Below are 18,494 nucleotides of genomic sequence, written 5' to 3' on the forward strand. Positions count from 1 at the left end.
GGTCAGGCTCCCAGGCCGGACATCAGGTCCGCGAAGGGGGTGGGCTCCTCGTAGGGGTCCTCGGCCGCCGCGGGAGCGTTCTCGGTGGCCAGCAGGGCCAGCTGCCGGGCCGCGCGCGCGACGCGTTCGGACAGTTCGCGTCCGCCGTTCCCGCCCGCGCCCCAGTCCTCGGAGGCGGCGTAGACGCCCGTGGGCACCACCACCGAACGGGTGTAGGAGAACATCGGGCGCAGGGCGTGCTCCAGCACCAGGGAGTGGCGCGGGCTGCCCCCGGTGGCGGCCACCAGGACCGGCTTGCCGTCCAGGACACCGGGTTCGACGATGTCGAAGAACGACTTGAACAGGCCGCTGTAGGAGGCGTTGAAGACCGGGGTCACCGCGATGATCCCGTCCGCCCCGGCGACGTCCTCCAGGATCCCCGGCAGTTCACCGGTGGGGACCCTGGTGGTCATGGCGTTCATGACGTCGTGGGCCACGTCGCGCAGTTCGACGACCCTGACCTCGGCCTTCTCACCGCGGTCGGCCAGGGCCTCCTCGGCCGCGGCGGTCAGCCGGTCGGCGAGCAGGCGGGTCGAGGAGGGGTTGCTGAGCCCGGCCGTGACGGTGACGAGCTTGCGGGTCATCACTGGACCTCCGTGTCGGTGGTGGCGCTCCCCTTCGTGGCCAGGAGCGAGTCGTGGGTGGGCGCGTCGGGCACGTGCGCGGGCTTCTTCGCGGCGAACTCCCGGCGCAGCACCGGCACGACCTCCTCGCCGAGCAGGTCCAGCTGCTCCAGGACGGTCTTGAGCGGCAGGCCCGCGTGGTCCATCAGGAAGAGCTGGCGCTGGTAGTCGCCGAAGGACTCCCGGAACCCCAGGGTACGGTCGATGACCTCCTGCGGGCTGCCGACCGTCAGCGGGGTCTCGCGGGTGAACTCCTCCAGGGAGGGGCCGCCGCCGTAGACCGGCGCGTTGTCGAAGTAGGGCCGGAACTCCTTGACCGCGTCCTGGGAGTTCTTGCGCATGAACACCTGGCCGCCGAGCCCCACGATCGCCTGGTCGGCCTTGCCGTGGCCGTAGTGCTCGAAGCGCCGGCGGTACAGCGAGATGAGCTTCTTGGTGTGGGTGGCGGGCCAGAAGATGTTGTTGTGGAAGAAGCCGTCACCGTAGTAGGCGGCCTGCTCGGCGATCTCCGGGCTGCGGATGGAGCCGTGCCAGACGAACGGGGGCACGTCGTCCAGCGGGCGCGGGGTGGAGGTGAAGCCCTGCAGCGGGGTGCGGAACTTGCCCTCCCAGTTGACGACGTCCTCGCGCCAGAGGCGGTGCAGGAGGTTGTAGTTCTCCAGGGCCAGCGGAATGCCCTGGCGGATGTCCTGCCCGAACCAGGGGTAGACCGGGCCGGTGTTGCCGCGCCCCATCATCAGGTCCACCCGGCCCCCGGCCAGGTGCTGGAGCATGGCGTAGTCCTCGGCGATCTTGACCGGGTCGTTCGTGGTGATGAGCGTGGTGGAGGTGGACAGGATGATCTTCTCGGTCTGGGCCGCGATGTAACCGAGCATGGTGGTGGGAGAGGAGGCCACGAACGGCGGGTTGTGGTGCTCGCCGGTGGCGAAGACGTCCAGGCCCACCTCCTCGGCCTTGAGGGCGATCTGCACCATCGCCTTGATCCGCTCGCCCTCGGTCGGCGTACGTCCCGTCGTGGGATCGGTCGTCACGTCGCTGACCGAGAAGATTCCGAACTGCATGGCGCACTCCCCGACATTGTTTCCTAAGAAGTAATTTCCTGTGAAGCTATCATGCCCGAACAGTAGGGCCCAAACAGGTATTCCCTCCACCGCGCCGAGGGCCCGCCACCCTGAGCCCGGGTTCGGCCACGCGCACCCCCCGTGTCCGTCAAGCGCCACGACGATCCGCGGCCGGGGGACGACAGGGGGACACGCCGGAGGGCACACGACAAGGGCGGGGCCGGTGCGCCACGCGCACCGGCCCCGCCCCGCGGTTCCGCCCTCCGGCGTTCTGACTCTCGGCCGCGGCCCGGGACCTACGCCTCGGGCAGGAAGGACGTGACCAGCTCGATCTTCCCGCGGATGTGCGCGTTGAACTCGGCCAATTCCTCCGCGGGCACCCACAGCTCGAGGATCGTGCTGCCGCCCACCTGCCGGACCGGGTATCGGGAGGCGAATTCCGCGTCCACCCGGAAGCGGGTGACGTGCCCCTCCCCGTCACGTGGCAGGTTCCACTCCCGGGCGATCCGGGTGGCGTAGTCCTCGTTCAGGACCGGGTAGAAGATCGGCTGATCCGGCAGGCGCGGCGGCCACTCACGCCAGCCGGAATCCCTGACCAGAGCGAGTTCCGCGGGCCCGGTGGGGCGCCACAGGGTCATCGGTTCGGGCACGGCTGCCTCCTGCTCGGGTCGGGGTCGGGATGGAGCTTAGGGTGACCGTGCCCGAGTCCGCACCCGCTTTTTACCGGGGCAGATGAAAAACTGCCGTCAGGGCGGGAACACCTAACTTGCACGAAGCGTTCTCACAGGTGAAGCACCCCAGACCGTCCCCGACCCCAACAATCCCACCAGCGTCTGTGCGAAGCTTCGACATCACCTCAAGACCATGCGCGGTTGTACGCGTTCGTGTCGGCAATGGGGGTTTCCGACACGAAACCATCGCTACAACCGCCTTCCCAGCGGCCAGACCGCACCTAGTGCGTAGGCCGCGCGGTCGGGTCCCACGTTGGGGGACGTGGGACCCGGCCAGACCTAGCGAATACGAGTGCTCGTGTCGTAAATGGGGGTTTCCGACACGAAACCAACACCGTATTCGCCTCCCAGCGGCCCCACCGCACCTAGTGCCCGGGCCGCGTGGCCGGTTTCACGTTGGGGGACGTGGAACCTGGCCCAACTTCGGGGGGCGCGCCACACGGCGCGCCCCCCGCTTTTGTGTGCCCGGGCCCGCACGCCCGGATCAATCACGTGGCTGGAAGTCGATCAGGACGACCGGGAGGATGTCGGCGTCATAGAACTCGGGAGATGCCTCGGTGGGTTCGGTGAAGTTCGTGATCGGCCTGCAGTCCGAGAGGGGCGCGACGTTTTCGCCGGGATCGGGCTCCTCACCCGCGTCGAGGTTCCAACCGTCGCCGCAGGCCACCGTTTCGTCGATCGCCCGGGTCGTACCCCTGGAGAAACGACCGAAGAGGAACGCCACCCGGTCCTCCTGACCTGATGAGTCCTCCACCACCCCCGCGATGTCCATCGCACGGTCGCAGTCCATGTCCCAGCTGCTGGCCTGAACGTCCCACTCCTGTTGAGCGGGCCAGCCCGAGACGATGCTTCCGCAGATCGGTGCGTGCACCACGTCCCAGTAGAGGCCGTTGTCGAGCGCCCACGACTGGGGGTCCTCCATCGGCACCCCGGTGTCCCCCTCCTCGAAGTCGATCCGCACCTCCCGCTGCTCCGTGGTGTACTCGGCCCGCAGCGGGGCCCCCTCCTCGTCGAGTTCGACCCGGGCGAGCGCCTCCGTCTCGACGAAGGCCCCCTCGTCGAGGAGTCCCAACACGGTGGGACCCGTGTACACCCCCTCCTGCCCCTCCCCCGCTTCCGTCTCGCCCGACGCGGCCAACTGCCGCAGCGGCTCGGTGACCAGGGTGAGGCCGACGGAGTCCGGGCTGACGCTGGGGTCGGGTTCGGTCCGCTCGGGCAGGGGCCAGGCGTCCTCCTCGCCCTGCGCGTACACGTACAGCTCGCCCCGGTGGTTGGCGACCGCAGTGGAGTCCGGGCCCATCGCCGCGCCCCGGATCAGGAAGGTCTGGTCCGCCGCCGAGTACAGGTACTCCTCCTCGACCAGGCTGTCCTCCACCACCTGGTCCACGGGGGTGCCGGTGCGTTCGGCGACCTCTTCGGCGTGCGCCGGGGAGAACGAGCGGGTCACCCGGGCGGTGAAGCCCTGGCTCTCCTCCAGAATGCCCGCCGCCGCCGCGACCGTCTCCGACGGGTTCTCGCTCACCTGGTTGTAGACCACGAAACCGCCGGCGGTCAGACCGGCCACGGCCAGCACGCCCGCGCCCGTCAGGCCCGCCTTGGACGTGGCGATCCCGCTCAACAGGCCACCGTTCGCGGTGCCGGCCGCACTCCCTCCAGCGGTCGCCGTCCCCGAACCAGCAGCAGCCGGGGCCGCCGCACCGGTGGTACCGGCTCCCGTACCCGCTCCGGCTGCCGCACCGGTTCCAGCCGCGCCGACAGAGCCCACCGCACCAGAACCCATGACGCCGGAACCCAGTGCGCTCGCGCCCAGTCCGGCTGCGGAGACGACCCCCACCGCGGTGGCCCAACGGGCCGGGTCGTGTCCCGCGTCGTCCACCCCGCGCCAGTAGTCGCGCAGCATGCGGCGCAGGGAGTCGGCCGTCGTCTGCGGACGGCCGGGCTGTCCCTCCGGCCCTGCCTCCGGTGCGGGCAGCAGAGCCCGGACCAGTTCCTCGGAGCTCGGGCGTTGCTCCGGGTCCACCGACAGCGCCGCCTCGACCAGCCCCAGCAGGTCCTCCGGTACCCCGGTGGCGTCGAACTCGCCCTCGCGCACCCGGCGCGCCAGTTCCGCCGCCGCACCCGAACCGAACGGCTGGCGGCCGGTGGCGGCCAGCACCACCAGCCCGCCCCAGGCGAACACGTCCGCTGACGGATCGGCGCTCGCTCCGGAGTAGCGTTCGGGCGCCGTCCAGCCAGGGGTGCCGTAGGAGGCCGAAGCATCCGCGGAACGCTCGGTGCCGATCTCCACCGCGATGCCGAAGTCCACGATCTTCGGACCGTCCGGGGACAGGATCACGTTGCCCGGCTTGATGTCCCGGTGGGCGATCCCCGCCGCGTGCAGGGCGGCCAGGCCCTCAGCCATGCCCAGGGCGAAGGCATGGAGCATGCCCCCTTCGAGCGGACCGAACTCGCGCACATGGGCACGCAGGTCGCGGCCGGGAACGTAGTCGAAGGCCAGCCACGGCACCTCCGCCCCGGTGTCGGAGGCGTGCAGCCGGGCGGTACTGACGCCGTTGGCGCGGGCCAGCATCTCGACCTCCCGGGCGAAGGTCTCCCGGAACCGGGACTCACGGGCGAAGTCGGCGTGCACGGTCTTGACCGCCACGCAGAGCCCGTACACGTCCTGGGCTCCGTAGACCACGCCCATACCACCCGCGCCGATCCGCCCCACCACCCGGTAGGGGCCGATCGAGGCTGGATCACCCGCCTCCAACGGTGAGAGCCCGGGCGGCGGCGAGACGGTTTCAGGGGGAATGGACATCGTTGCCCTTCAGGGGAAAGTGCGGCGGAAGCGACGGGAGAGCCCCGTCCGGACAGTCTGACGCGCCTGTTCGGCAGGCGGTTCGCCGCCGAGGGAATCACCGGTACGAACCGTGACGGCGGTACGATGCGCCTGCGCGAGAGGGGATCGAAGTGGCGAGTGGGAGCAGTGGTGGCGGAGCGCCCGGCGGGCGGCCGACGATGGCTGACATCGCGGCGCACCTGGGGGTCTCCCGGCAGCTGGTCTCGATGGTCCTGGGCGACCGGCCCGGTCCCAGCGCCGCCACGCGCGAACGCGTGCTGCGTGCCGCGGAGGAGCTCGGCTACCGCGCCGACACCGCCGCCCAGCTGCTGCGCCGGGCCCGCAGCCGCCAGGTGGGGGTGCTCTTCACCATGGAGCACCCCATGGACGCCGACCTGGTCGAGGCCCTGTACCCGGAGGCGGCCCGGCTCGACTACAGCGTGGCCCTGAGCGCCATGCTGGCCAACCGGACCGAGCGCCAGGCGATCGACGAGCTCGTGGGGCTGCGCTGTGAGGCCCTGGTGCTGATCGGCATGTCCGCGCAGGCCCCGGAGGACCTGGCCAGGGTCGCCGAGCGGGTCCCCGTGGTGGAGATCGGGCAGCGCACCAACGCCGCCGGGACCGACAGCGTCCGCACCGACGCCGTCTCGGGGGTGCGCCAGGCGGTCGACCACCTGGTCTCCCTGGGCCACCGGCGGATCGCGCACGTGTACGGCGGCGACCTGCCCAGCGCCCCCGAGCGCCGGACCGGCTACCTGGAGGGCATGCGCGCGCACGGGCTGGACGCGTACGTGGACCTGGTCCCCGGCGCCTACACCGAGGAGGCGGGCGCCCGCGCCGCGGCGGCGCTGCTGGCCCGCGACGAGCTGCCCACGGCGGTGGTGTGCTGCAACGACCAGTCCGCGCGCGGGCTCATGGAGACCCTGCTCCGGGCGGGCCGTTCCGTACCCGGGGACGTGTCCGTGGTGGGCTACGACGACAGCCGGGCGGCGCGGTTGTCGTTCCTGAGCCTGACCTCGGTACGCCAGGACGTGACCCGCATCGCCGAACTCACACTCGGAGCGGTGGCCGAGCGGTTGGAAGAGGGCCGTACCGAGAGCACCCACGTGGTGCTGCCGACCACTCTCACCGTCCGCGACAGCACCGCTCCCCCACGCCCCTGAACCCCACGCGGCCCTGTAACCACACGCTCGCGCACCCCGCACGCCCTGCCCGTCCCGCAGACGCCACCTCGTTCGCCCCGCCCCTCATACGCTTCTCCTCAGCTACTGCCGCCCCACGCGCCCTGCCCACCTCACAGGCAGCACCCCCGGGCGCCCCACGCGACTCCTCAGCCGCTGACACCCCGCGCAACCCGCACGCCCCCACGCACCTCACAGTCCGCGTACCTCGCAGACGCCACCTCCTGTGCCCCACGAATCATGTGCGCCTCCTCGGCCACTGACGCCCCGCGCACCTCGCAAGTACCGCCCCGTATGTCCCGTGTGCCACGTGGGTCTCCTGAAACCCTGGCGTCACATCCGAACCACGCGGCACACACGTGACGCGAGGCAGATCACGTGCCGCACCGTTGGCGATCGGCGGGCATCAGTGACATCCTGGACTTAGCACGTGCTAAGTCCGTGTTCGAGATCGATACGAGCAGGCCCCCGGGCCGCACGCGTGCGGCGCCGGACAGCACACGGGCCTGCGCGAACCCGGTGTCCGGGCTCGCACAGGTGCGGCGGGCGGCACGGCCACCGCACACGTCCACGCTTCCCCGGCGCCTTCACCCGCAGCACCCTCGAACCACGCCCGCGGCGCGCAGCCCGCCCGACTCCACCCACCGTTCGGAAGGGGGCACAGCCATGCCTCTGGCCCTGCTCGCCCTGGCCCTCGGGGCCTTCGCCATCGGCACGACCGAGTTCGTGATCATGGGCCTGCTGCCCGAGGTCGCCACCGACCTCGGCGTTCCCATCTCCAACGCCGGTTACCTGATCTCCGCCTACGCCCTCGGGGTGGTGGTCGGAGCTCCCCTGCTCACCGCCCTGGGCAACCGCCTGCCGCGCAAGACCCTGCTCATGGTGTTCATGGGCGTGTTCCTGGTCGGCAACCTGGCCACCGTCGTGACCAGCTCCTACGGTGCGGTCTTCGCCTCCCGGGTGCTGGCGGGGCTTCCGCACGGCGCCTACCTGGGCATGGCCGCGCTGGTGGCCGCGCACATGGCCGGTCCGGCCCGTCGGGCGACCGCCGTGGCGCGGGTGATGCTCGGCCTGACCGTGGCCAACATCGTCGGGGTCCCCGCCGGCACCCTGCTGGGGCAGCTGGTCGGCTGGCGCGCCGCCTTCCTGGTGGTGGTGGCCCTCGCCGCCCTGACCATCGCGGGTGTGGCCCTGTTCGTGCCGCACACGCCCGCGTCGAGGGCCGGCGGTCTGCGCGGTGAGCTCTCCGCGCTGCGCCACCCCCAGGTCGTCCTGGGTCTGACCACCGCGGTCTTCGGCTTCGCGGGGGTCTTCGCCGTCTACAGCTACATCTCGCCGATGATGACCGAGCTGGCGGGCATGCCCAGCGCCGGAGTTCCGATCGTGCTGGCGCTGTTCGGTGTCGGCATGACGATCGGCTCGCTGGTGGTCGGGCCGCTGGCCGACCGGTGGCTGCGCCCCACCATCTACGTCTCGCTCGGTTCGCTGGCCGCGGTGCTGGCGCTGTTCGCCCTCACCGTGCACAACCCCTGGACCGCCGCGATCACGGTGGTGGTGCTGGGCGCGGTCGGCTTCGGTGTGACCGCCCCGCTCCAGGTCCTGGTGATGAGCAAGGCGGGCGCGGCGCCCAGCATCGCCTCGGCCTCCAACCACTCGGCGTTCAACCTGGCCAACGCGGGCGGCGCCTGGCTGGGCGGCCTGGGGATCGGGATGGGCCTGGGTTACGTCTCCCCGGCCGTGATCGGTTCGGTCCTGGCCCTGGTCGGCCTGGGCATCGCCGTGACGGCGGGCGTGGTCGACCGCAGGGGGTCCGGGACCGGCACCGAAGCCGTGGCCGAGCCCGCCCGCGAACCCGTGACCAGCGGCTGACCGACCGTTCGCGCAGCGCCCGCACCCCCTGGGGGTGCGGGCGCTTTCCTGTGTGTGTCCCCTTGTGTGCGTTCAGGGGGTTGACTTCATCGATTGTTAACGCCAACAATGTTGGCCAGCTCACAATCACCCCCTTTGGACTTCGTAGATCGACAGCCCCAAGGGGTCTATTCAGTACGCGCAGGCGCGAAGGGAACTCTTTTTGGCCACGAATGTTAACGCCCACAATCCTGGTTCGGAGGCTGGCGCAACCGATCCGGTGGTGCTCGGGGTCGACTTCGGGACCCTGTCCGGCCGTGCCGTCGTGGTCCGGGTCTCCGACGGTGCCGAACTCGGTTCGGCCGATCACGTCTACGAGCACGGAGTCATCACCGACCACCTGCCCGACCGCACCGACCCCCTCGAACCGGACACCGCCCTGCAGCACCCCGGGGACTACCGCGAGGTCCTGCGACGGGCCGTCCCCGCGGCACTGCGCGAGGCCGGGGTCTCCCCGCAGCAGGTCATCGGTATCGGCACGGACTTCACCTCCTGTACCGTCCTGCCGGTGACCACCGACGGCACCCCCCTGTGCGAACTCCCCGACCTGGCGGGACGTCCGCACGCCTGGCCCAAGCTGTGGCGCCACCACGCCGCCCAGCCCGAGGCCGACGAGATCAACGCCCTGGCCGCCGAACGCGGCGAGTCCTGGCTGCCCCGCTACGGCGGGAAGATCTCCTCCGAGTGGCAGTTCGCCAAGGCCCTGCAGGTCCTGCGTGACGACCCCGAGGTGTACGGGCGCACCGAACGCTGGATCGAGGGCGCGGACTGGATCGTCTGGCAGCTGTGCGGGCACGAGACCCGCAACGTGGCCACCGCCGGCTACAAGGGCATCCACCAGGACGGCGCCTGGCCCACCCCCGACTTCCTGGCCGCGTTGGACCCCCGGTTCGCCGACTTCGCCAAGGACAAGCTCGACCACCCCCTCTCCCAGCTGGGTGAGCGCGCCGGCGGGCTCACGGCGCAGGCCGCCGCGTGGACCGGGGTCCCCGAGGGCACCCCCGTGGCGGTCGGCAACATCGACGCGCACGTGACCGCCGCCGCCGCGCGGACCACCGGCCCCGGGCGGATGCTCGCCATCATGGGCACCAGCACCTGCCACGTGATGAACTCCGAGGTCCTGGCCGAGGTGCCGGGCATGTGCGGGATGGCCCTGGGCGGCATCACTCCGGGCATGTGGGGTTACGAGGCGGGCCAGAGCGGCGTGGGCGACATCTTCGGCTGGTTCGTCGACACCCACGTGCCGCCCGCCTACCACGAGGAGGCCGCCGAACGCGGGCTGTCCGTCCACGACCTGCTCTCCGCGAAGGCCGCCGAGGCCGCCGTGGGCGAGCACGGTCTGGTGGCCCTGGACTGGCACAGCGGCAACCGCTCGGTGCTGGTCGACCACTCCCTGTCCGGGGTGCTGGTGGGGATGACCCTGGCCACCCGCCCCGAGGAGGTCTACCGGGCACTGGTGGAGGCCACCGCCTTCGGCACCCGCACCATCGTCGAGGCCTTCACCGGCGCGGGGATCCCGGTCCACGACTTCACCGTCGGCGGCGGGATGGTCCGCAACCCGTTCGTCCTGCAGATCTACGCCGACGTGCTGAACCGCCCCCTGCGCGTGGTGGGCACCGAGCACAGCTGCGCGGTGGGTGCGGCGATCCACGCCGCGGTCGCCGCCGGGGCCCACCCCGACATCCACGCCGCCTCCGAGGCGATGGGGCGGGTGCGCGAGGACACCGTCGACCCCGACCCGCGAAGAGCCGCCACCTACGACGACCTGTTCGCGGTCTACACCGAGCTCCACGACCACTTCGGCCGGGGCGGCAGCGACAGCCTTCGCCGGCTCCGCGCCCTGCGGGGCGCCGCGTTCGCCGCCGACACCGCCGACGACCCGACCCCCGCCCACGCCACCGAGGGGAAGCGATGACCTCGACGGACCCGACCCGGACCGAGCAGCCCCGCACGGACCTCCTCCAGCAGCTGTCGCTCCACCGCGCCGAGGTGGAACGCCTGCGCCGGACGGTGTGTGAACTGCACGGCGAACTGACCCGCTGGAACCTGGTCACCTGGACCAGCGGCAACATCTCGGCCCGTGTCCCCGGCACCGACCTGATGCTGATCAAGCCCAGCGGGGTCTCCTACGACGAGCTCCGCTCTGAGGACATCGTCGTGTGCGACCTGCGCGGACGGTTGCTCGACGGGCACCACAAGCCCTCCAGTGACACCGACGCCCACGCCTACGTGTACCGGGCCCGTCCCGACGTCGGCGGGGTCGTGCACACGCACAGCCCCTACGCCACCGCCTGGGCCGCCCGCGGCGAGGCCGTCCCCTGCGCCATCACCGCGATGGCCGACGAGTTCGGCGGTGACATCCCGGTGGGCCCGTTCGCGCTCATCGGCGACGACTCCATCGGCAAGGGGATCGTCGCGACCCTGGAGGACCACCGCTCCCCCGCCGTCCTGATGCGCGGCCACGGCGTGTTCACCATCGGCGCCACCGCCAAGGCCGCGGTCAAGGCCGCGGTGATGTGCGAGGACGTGGCCCGTACCGTCCACATCGCCCGCCAGGGCGGCCCCGTCGAACGCCTGCCCCAGGATGACGTCGACTCCCTCTACCACCGCTACCAGAACGCCTACGGACAGTAACGCCTTCAGAAAGTAAGGAAGCGCCGTGCCCCTACCCACACCTCCCGCGAGCCAGAACCCGGCGGTGGGCGCCAGCCGCCCCCGGATCGGACTGCTCGGCATCATGCAGCCGCTCTACGACGCCATGATCCCCGGCATCACCGAGCACCAGGCCGCCTACGCCCAGCGGCTCGCCGAAGGGCTCGCCGACGTCGCCGAATGGACCGTCGCCCCACCGGTCCGGGGCCGGGAGGACGCCGAGAGCGCGATCCGCGGCTTCGAGAGCGAGGACCTGGACGGGGTCCTGGTCGTCATGCTCACCTACGGCCCCTCCATCCGCGTCACCCGGGCCCTGACCGGGACCCGGCTGCCCGTGGCGCTGGCCAACACCCAGCCGGACCCGGCGGTAAGCGCTTCCTGGGACATGGACGACATGACCTACAACCAGGGCATCCACGGGGCCCAGGACACCGCCAACGCCCTGGTCCGGGCCGGGGTCGACTTCGACGTCATCACCGGCGACTGGCAGAGCCCGGAGTTCACCGAACGGGTGGACCGCTGGGCCCGCGCCGCGCACACCGTCAGCGCGCTGCGACGGCTGCGCGTGGGGGTGTTCGGCTACCCCATGAACGGGATGGGCGACGCCCGGGTGGACGAGACCGCGTTCCTGCGCAAGCTCGGCCCCGAGGTGCACGTGATCGCCCCCGGCGCCCTGCACCGCACCATGGCCGACCTGCCGGGGAAGGCGGTGAGCGACCTCCTCGCCTGGGAGGACGACGTGTTCGACGTGGACGAGCGGCTGTCCGACGAGGAACGCGAGGACCACGCCCGCATGCAGCTGGGCATCGAGCGGCTGCTGGAGGAGTCCGGGTGCGGTGCCTACTCCACGCACTTCGACGCCATCGGTGAGGACGGCCGGTTCGCCCGGCTGCCGATGGCCGCGGCCTCCACCCTGATGGCACAGGGGTACGGGTTCGCCGGTGAGGGCGACGTGCTGGCGGCGTCGATCGTCTACGCGGGCCACCGGCTCGCCGGGGACGGCCACTTCACCGAGATGTACGCGATGGACTTCCCCAGCGACTCGATCCTGATGAGCCACATGGGCGAGGGCAACTGGCGGATGGCCCGCGAGGACGAGCCGACCCGGATGATCAAACGCCCCCTGGGCATCGGCGGCCTGGCCGACCCGCCCACCATCCTGTTCCGCTACCGCCCGGGCCCGGCGACCCTGGCCTCACTGGTCTCGCTGGGAGGCGAACGGTTCCGCCTGGTGGTGGCCGAGGGCGAGGTCCTGGACTCACCCGAACTGCCCGCGCTGGAGATGCCCTACGGACAGTTCCGCCCCTCCTCCGGGGTGCGGGGCTGCATGGACGCCTGGCTGCGCGCGGGCGGCACCCATCACATGGTGATGAACGCCGGCCACATCGCCCAGGACTGGCAGGTCCTGTGCGAGTTGGCCGGTATCGAGTACGCCCCGGTCTGAACGACCGGCACGAGCGCCGCGAGGCGCACCCCCCACCCCTCAGAGGGAGGGCCCGTCAAGGGCCCTCCCGCCCCCCAGCGCAAGGAGCACACCATGCGCGACGTTCCGCACCACCCATCCCCCTTCCCCCCGTCCCCTCTCCCCCGGTCCTCCCCCACCGGTCCGGGCCGCCGGTCGTTCATGGCCGGGGCCCTGGCCGCGGGGCTGGCCGCCACCGGTTGCACACCGCCGGACACCCTGCTCAGCGGCCGGACCCGGCTGCGGCAGTGGAACCTGTTCGCGGGCGGTGACGGCAACCGGATGATCGAGATGCACGACGCCTACCAGGCCGAGCATCCCGAGATCGACTTCCGCGCCACCACCTTCACCTGGGGTGCGCCCTTCTACACCAAGGTCGCCATGGGCGCCGCGGGCGGCCGTGGCGCCGACATCGCCACCGTGCACCTCTCGCGCCTGGAGAGCCTGGCCCCCGGGCGGCTGCTGGACCCGATCGACCCCGCCCTGCTCGCGGAGTTCGGCATCGACGACACCGTCGTCCTGCCCAACATCTGGGAGAAGTGCTTCTTCGACGGGGAGCTGTACGCCATCCCCATCGACACCCACGTGCTGATCCAGTACATCAACCTCGACGTGTGCCGGCAGGCGGGCGTGCTCGACGCCGACGACCGCCTCGTCGAGGTCTCCGGAGTGGACGACTACTTCGACCTGCTCCGCGAGATCCAGGGTGTGACCGGCGAGTACGGACTCTCCATGGACACCTGGAACCCCTGGTCCAACTTCTGGGCGCTCTACCGCCAGCAGGACGGCGACATCGTCTTCGGCGAGGACGACTTCGAGATGGACGACGACAAGGCCCTGGCCGCCATGGACGTCATGTACCGCCTCTCCGAGGAGGGTCTGGCCCCGCGCCACTCCAGGGACGCCGACACCGCCGCGAACCTGTCGAACGGCCACTCCGGGCTGATGATCCACGGCAACTGGGAGATCCCCACCCTGGAGGCCACCGGGATCGAGTTCTCCGCCACCCAGTTCCCCGCCGTGTTCGGCAACCACCGCACGCGCGGCGACTCCCACTGCTACGTCTTCCCGCACCAGCGCGACCGCGACCCCGAACGCACCCGGGCCGCCACGGAGTACGCCGCGTGGATGCTGCACAACAGCCTGACCTGGGCCGGCGGCGGCCACATCCCCGCCTACCAGCCGGTCGTGGAGAGCTCCGAGTACGACGCGCTGCACCCCCAGTCCGAGTACCGCGAGGCCGCGGAGAACGTCCAGTTCGAGCCCGAGGCCTGGTTCAGCGGATCGGCCGGGCGGCTCCAGGAGGAGGCGGCCGGTGCCCTGACCACCCTCCACCAGGGCACCCAGACCCCGGAGCAGTCGCTCGACCAGCTCAAGGCCACCATCCGTGACCTCATATCCGTTCCGTCACCGGTGTAGGGAGCCCCACCATGACCCAGAACACCGACGCTCCCGCGCCGCGCACCGCGCCCGGATCCGCCACGGCCGCACCACGCGGTCTCGTCGACGTCCGCCGCCGCCCGTCCTCCTGGACCGGCCTCTGGTTCGTCCTGCCCTTCCTGGCCTTCTACGCCCTCTTCCTGCTGTGGCCCGCCGTCGTCGGGTTCGGCTACACCTTCACCGACCGCAGCCTGGCCGGCGGTGACATCTCCTTCATCGGACTGGACAACTGGTCCGAGAGCCTGACCGACGCGGCCATGTACGACTCGCTGTGGAACACGCTGTGGTTCACGATCCTGAGCGTGCCCCTCATGGTGCTGCTGGCGCTCGGCATGGCCCTGCTCACCGACCACGCGCGCCGCCTCGGCTGGTTCCTGCGCCTGTCGTTCTTCGCCCCCTTCGTCCTGCCGGTGACGGTGATGACGCTCATCTGGGGCTGGATGTACAACCCCAGCCTGGGCCTGTTCAACGGCACGCTCGGACGCTTCGGGATCGAGGGCCCCGAGTGGCTCTTCTCCGAGGACACCGCGATGTTCTCCGTGGTGATCGCCACGGCGTGGTGGCAGGTCGGGTTCAACTACCTGCTCTACCTGGCCGCCATGCAGTCCATCCCCAAGGACGTGTACGAGGCCGCCGCGATCGACGGGGCCGGGGCCTGGCAGCGCATCGGCCGGATCACCCTGCCGATGCTGACCCGCACCACCGCGCTCATCGCCGTGCTCCAGCTGATCGGCTCGCTGCGCGTGTTCGAGCAGATCTACCTCATGACCAACGGCGGGCCCAACTTCGCCACCCGCACCGTCATCCAGTACATCTACGACTCCGGCTTCGTCGGGCTGCGCATCGGGCTGGCCTCGTCGATGGCCTACGTCTTCATGGTCCTGATCATCATCGCCTCCGTCGCCCAGTTCCGCCTCTTCTCCAGGAAGGAGGGCTGACGATGGCCACCTCCACGCCTTCCGCCCCGCGCACCGTCCAAGGACCCGCGACACCCCCCGGGCGCACGCCACCGCGGCGCCGCCGGGTGTCCCCCGGCGCCGTCGCGCTGTACACCGTCGCCACCCTGGCCGCGCTCGTCTGGCTCGTCCCGCTGCTGTGGGCCTTCGCCACCTCCGTCAAGCCCGAGGGCGAGACCACGGTCATGCCGCCCTCGTGGTTGTCGGCCAACGCCACCTTCGAGGCCTACGCCTCGGTCCTGGCCCGCGGGGACGTCCTTCGCTGGACCATGAACTCGTTCATCACCACGGTGATCGTCACCGTGCTCACCCTGGTGATCTGCGTCCTGGCCGCCTACGGGTTCTCCCGGTTCGACTTCCGGGGCCGACCGGCGCTGTTCGCCCTGGTCATCGGCGGCATCCTCATCCCGCCGCAGACCCTGATCGTCCCGCAGTTCGTCCTCATGACCCAGCTGGGCCTGGTCGACACCTACTGGGGCATCGCCCTGCCGCAGGTGGTCGCCCCGGTCTTCGTGTTCATCCTCAAACGGTTCTTCGACGCCATCCCGCGCGACTACGAGGACGCCGCCCGCCTGGACGGCGCCGGACCGGTGCGCGTGCTGTGGAGCGTCATCCTCCCGCTGTCCCGGCCCATCCTCACCGCCGTCGGCATCTTCACCTTCATCGGCGCCTGGAACAACTTCCTGTGGCCGTTCATCGTGACCAACGACCCGGAGATGATGACCCTGCCCGTGGGGCTGGGCACGGCTGTGGGACAGTACGGAATCCAGTACGCCCAGGTCATGGCCTCGGCCGTGCTGGGCGCCATCCCCCTGCTCGTCGTCTTCCTGCTCTTCCAGAAGCACATCGTCACCGGTGTCGCCGGAGCCGGAATCAAGGGCTGACCCACCTCCCGACCCCCAGGAGACCCTTCCCATGAGACGCACGCTCACCACGGCCGCGGCGGTCCTGGCCGCCGCGGCCCTGACCGCCGCCCTCGCCGCCCCGGCCTCCGCAGCCCGGGACGACTGGGACGTACCCCCCAACAACCCCGGCCTGCCGCTCCAGGGCTGGCAGCCCGACGACATCCACCCCTTCGCCGGCGGCCTGCGGGTCCACGACCCGGGCCTGCTCCGGGGCGGCGACGGCGAGGACTGGTACGTCTTCGGCACCGGCAACCCCGAGATCGGCGACGGCACCGTCCAGATCCGCAGCTCGCCCAACGGCCGCCACTGGACCTTCACCGGAACCGTCTTCGACACCAAGCCCGCCTGGCTCGCCGAGGAGATCCCCGGCGTGGAGACCCTCTGGGCACCGGAGATCTTCCACGCCGACGACACCTACTACCTGTACTACTCCGCCTCCACCTTCGGCGCGAACCGCTCGCTCATCGGCCTGGCCACCAACACCACGCTCGACCCCGAGGACCCCGACTACGCCTGGACCGACCAGGGCAAGGTGTTCGAGTCCTTCGAGGGAGACCCCTACAACGCCATCGACCCCGGCATCGTCGAGGACGACCAGGGCCGCCGCTGGATGGCCTTCGGGTCCTTCTGGTCCGGTATCCACATGGTCGAGCTCGACCCCTCGACCGGCCTGGCCCTGCCCGGCGCGGACACCGTGCACCTGGCCGACCGGCAGGAGCCGCCCAACGCGATCGAGGCCCCGTACATCGTCGAGCGCGACGGCTACTACTACCTGTTCGTCTCCTTCGACCACTGCTGCCAGGTCGGCAGCGACTACAAGATCGCCGTCGGGCGGGCCACCGAGCCCACCGGCCCCTACCTCGACGCCGACGGCGTCCCGATGCTGGAGGGCGGCGGCACCGTGATCGTCGCCGACGAGGGCACCATCACCGGCTCCGGCGGCCAGTCCGTCTCCGGCGGCCTGCTCGCCTACACCTACTACGACACCGACCTGGGGCCGGACTTCGACTTCCGGATGGCCCTGCGCCGCCTCCACTGGTCCGCCGACGGCTGGCCCCACGTGGTGCCCGGCACACTCGGCCACACCCGGCCCGCCCCACGCTGACCGACCGCTTCCGCACCAACGCACAGTCCCATCCACTGAGGAGCACACATGATCAACGCCTCCCTGAGAGTCGACGCCGCCGACCCGGTCGCACCCGTCCACCGCCGCACCTTCGGTTCCTTCGTCGAGCACATGGGCCGCTGCGTGTACACCGGCATCTACGAACCCGGCCACCGGACCGCCGACACCCAGGGGTTCCGGCGCGACGTCGCCGAACTGGTGCGGGAGCTGGGAGTGACCACCGTCCGCTACCCGGGCGGCAACTTCGTCTCCGGATACAAGTGGGAGGACGGGGTCGGTCCGCGTGAGAAGCGCCCCGTCCGCCGCGACCTGGCCTGGCACAGCATCGAGACCAACCAGTTCGGCCTCGACGAGTTCATGACGTGGTGCCGCGACCTGGACATCGAACCGATGATGGCGGTCAACCTCGGCACGCGCGGCCTGGCCGAGGCCCTCGACCTGCTGGAGTACTGCAACCACCCCGACGGCACCCAGTTGTCCGACCAGCGGGTCGCCAACGGCCACCCCGCCCCCCACGACATCCGCATGTGGTGCCTGGGCAACGAGATGGACGGCCCCTGGCAGATCGGCAACCTGGACGCCCGCTCCTACGGGCGCAAGGCCGCACAGGTGGCCCGCGCCATGAAGACGGCCGACCGCGACCTGGAACTGGTGGTGTGCGGCAGCTCGGGGTCGTCCATGCCCACCTTCGGCGAGTGGGAGGCCACCGTCCTGGAGGAGACCTACGACAGCGTCGAGTACATCTCCCTGCACGCCTACTACGAGGAGCACGACGGCGACCTCGGCTCCTTCCTGGCCAGCGCCACCGACATGGACGGCTTCATCGACTCGGTGACCGCCACCGCCGACGCCGTGGGGGCGCGGCTGCGCAACCCCAAGCGCATCCAGCTCTCCTTCGACGAGTGGAACGTGTGGTACCTCAGCCGGCACCAGGCCGAGGCCGCCGTACAGCCCACCGACGACTGGCAGACCGCCCCGCGCGTCATCGAGGACCGGTACAACGTCGCCGACGCGGTCGTGGTCGGCAACCTCCTCATCAGCCTGCTGCGCCACAGCGACCGGGTCACCGCCGCCAGCCAGGCGCAGCTGGCCAACGTCATCGCCCCGATCATGACCGAGCCCGGCGGCCCCGCCTGGCGGCAGACGATCTTCCACCCCTTCGCGCTCACCGCGCGCGCCGCCCGCGGCCAGGTGCTGCGCTCCCACCTGAGCGCACCCGAGTACGCGACCGAGCGCCACGGCACCGTGTCCGCGCTGGACGCCGTCGTGACCCACGACGAACAGGACGGGAGCACGTCGCTGTTCGTGGTCAACCGCTCCACCGACCAGCACCTCACCCTCGACGCCGACCTGACCGGCCTGGCGCCCGGGGCGGTCACCGACGCCCAGACCCTCTCCGACGAGGACCCCTACGCCGCCAACACCATGGACGCCCCCGACCGGGTCGTGCCCCGCCCCGCCAAGGACGTCCGGCTGGAGGGCGGCCGGCTCACCGCGGTGCTGCCGCCCGTGTCCTGGTCCGTCATCACCCTGGCCCCCGCCGACAACTGAACCGACCCTCCACAGCAGGACCCGCCCCGGAAGAAGGC

Annotated in this window: 14 protein-coding genes; 10 read left to right on the forward strand and 4 right to left on the reverse strand. The window is 71.0% G+C overall.

What is annotated here, in order from left to right; all coding sequences use genetic code 11:
- Nucleotides 1-2: 2 nt before the first annotated feature.
- The 4 genes from D458_RS0126975 to D458_RS0126990 all read right to left on the reverse strand — a co-directional run bounded on the left by D458_RS0126975 (nt 3) and on the right by D458_RS0126990 (nt 5,254).
- On the reverse strand, nt 3-623 hold the full coding sequence (locus D458_RS0126975) for an FMN reductase (RefSeq protein WP_017589830.1): 621 nt from the start codon (nt 621-623) through the stop codon (nt 3-5).
- Nucleotides 623-1,723, reverse strand: a complete 1,101-nt coding sequence (locus D458_RS0126980; protein ID WP_017589831.1) for an LLM class flavin-dependent oxidoreductase — start codon at nt 1,721-1,723, stop codon at nt 623-625. The genes D458_RS0126975 and D458_RS0126980 overlap by 1 nt, the downstream gene beginning before the upstream one ends.
- A 296-nt stretch (nt 1,724-2,019) precedes the next feature.
- Entirely contained in the window at nt 2,020-2,373 is a 354-nt protein-coding gene (locus tag D458_RS0126985) for a hypothetical protein (protein WP_017589832.1), read from the reverse strand.
- 565 nt (nt 2,374-2,938) lie between these two features.
- Nucleotides 2,939-5,254 (reverse strand): serine/threonine protein kinase, encoded by a 2,316-nt coding sequence (locus tag D458_RS0126990; protein ID WP_040702840.1) that lies wholly within the window; start codon nt 5,252-5,254, stop codon nt 2,939-2,941.
- Between the two features lie 200 nt (nt 5,255-5,454).
- Between D458_RS0126990 and D458_RS0126995 the strand changes: the two genes are divergently transcribed.
- The 10 genes from D458_RS0126995 (at nt 5,455) to arfA (ending at nt 18,456) form a co-directional block, all read left to right on the forward strand.
- Complete coding sequence (locus tag D458_RS0126995) at nt 5,455-6,438, forward strand: LacI family DNA-binding transcriptional regulator (RefSeq protein WP_017589834.1); 984 nt, start codon at nt 5,455-5,457, stop codon at nt 6,436-6,438.
- Nucleotides 6,439-7,122: 684 nt separating this feature from the next.
- Nucleotides 7,123-8,325: an MFS transporter gene (locus D458_RS0127000; RefSeq protein WP_017589835.1), complete on the forward strand. Its 1,203-nt coding sequence runs from the start codon at nt 7,123-7,125 to the stop codon at nt 8,323-8,325.
- A gap of 259 nt (nt 8,326-8,584) precedes the next feature.
- A complete protein-coding gene (gene araB, locus D458_RS34345) occupies nt 8,585-10,279 on the forward strand; it encodes a ribulokinase (RefSeq protein ID WP_017589836.1) in 1,695 nt (564 codons plus the stop codon).
- Nucleotides 10,276-10,998, forward strand: a complete 723-nt coding sequence (locus tag D458_RS0127010) for an L-ribulose-5-phosphate 4-epimerase (RefSeq protein ID WP_017589837.1) — start codon at nt 10,276-10,278, stop codon at nt 10,996-10,998. The genes araB and D458_RS0127010 overlap by 4 nt, the downstream gene beginning before the upstream one ends.
- Nucleotides 10,999-11,023: 25 nt before the next feature.
- Nucleotides 11,024-12,460: an L-fucose/L-arabinose isomerase family protein gene (locus tag D458_RS0127015; protein ID WP_017589838.1), complete on the forward strand. Its 1,437-nt coding sequence runs from the start codon at nt 11,024-11,026 to the stop codon at nt 12,458-12,460.
- A gap of 93 nt (nt 12,461-12,553) precedes the next feature.
- A complete protein-coding gene (locus D458_RS0127020) occupies nt 12,554-13,897 on the forward strand; it encodes an extracellular solute-binding protein (protein ID WP_017589839.1) in 1,344 nt (447 codons plus the stop codon).
- Nucleotides 13,898-13,908: 11 nt separating this feature from the next.
- The gene (locus D458_RS0127025) at nt 13,909-14,856 is read left to right on the forward strand and encodes a carbohydrate ABC transporter permease (protein ID WP_017589840.1); all 948 of its coding nucleotides are present in this window, start codon (nt 13,909-13,911) and stop codon (nt 14,854-14,856) included.
- Nucleotides 14,857-14,858: 2 nt separating this feature from the next.
- Nucleotides 14,859-15,758, forward strand: coding sequence for a carbohydrate ABC transporter permease (locus D458_RS0127030; protein ID WP_026119717.1), 900 nt, complete (start codon nt 14,859-14,861; stop codon nt 15,756-15,758).
- Nucleotides 15,759-15,789: 31 nt separating this feature from the next.
- A complete protein-coding gene (locus D458_RS0127035; protein ID WP_017589842.1) occupies nt 15,790-16,884 on the forward strand; it encodes an arabinan endo-1,5-alpha-L-arabinosidase in 1,095 nt (364 codons plus the stop codon).
- Between the two features lie 48 nt (nt 16,885-16,932).
- Nucleotides 16,933-18,456: an arabinosylfuranosidase ArfA gene (gene arfA, locus D458_RS0127040; RefSeq protein ID WP_017589843.1), complete on the forward strand. Its 1,524-nt coding sequence runs from the start codon at nt 16,933-16,935 to the stop codon at nt 18,454-18,456.
- Nucleotides 18,457-18,494 lie beyond the last annotated feature (38 nt).

It is taken from the genome of Nocardiopsis ganjiahuensis DSM 45031 (assembly GCF_000341085.1).
Classification (GTDB): domain Bacteria; phylum Actinomycetota; class Actinomycetes; order Streptosporangiales; family Streptosporangiaceae; genus Nocardiopsis; species Nocardiopsis ganjiahuensis.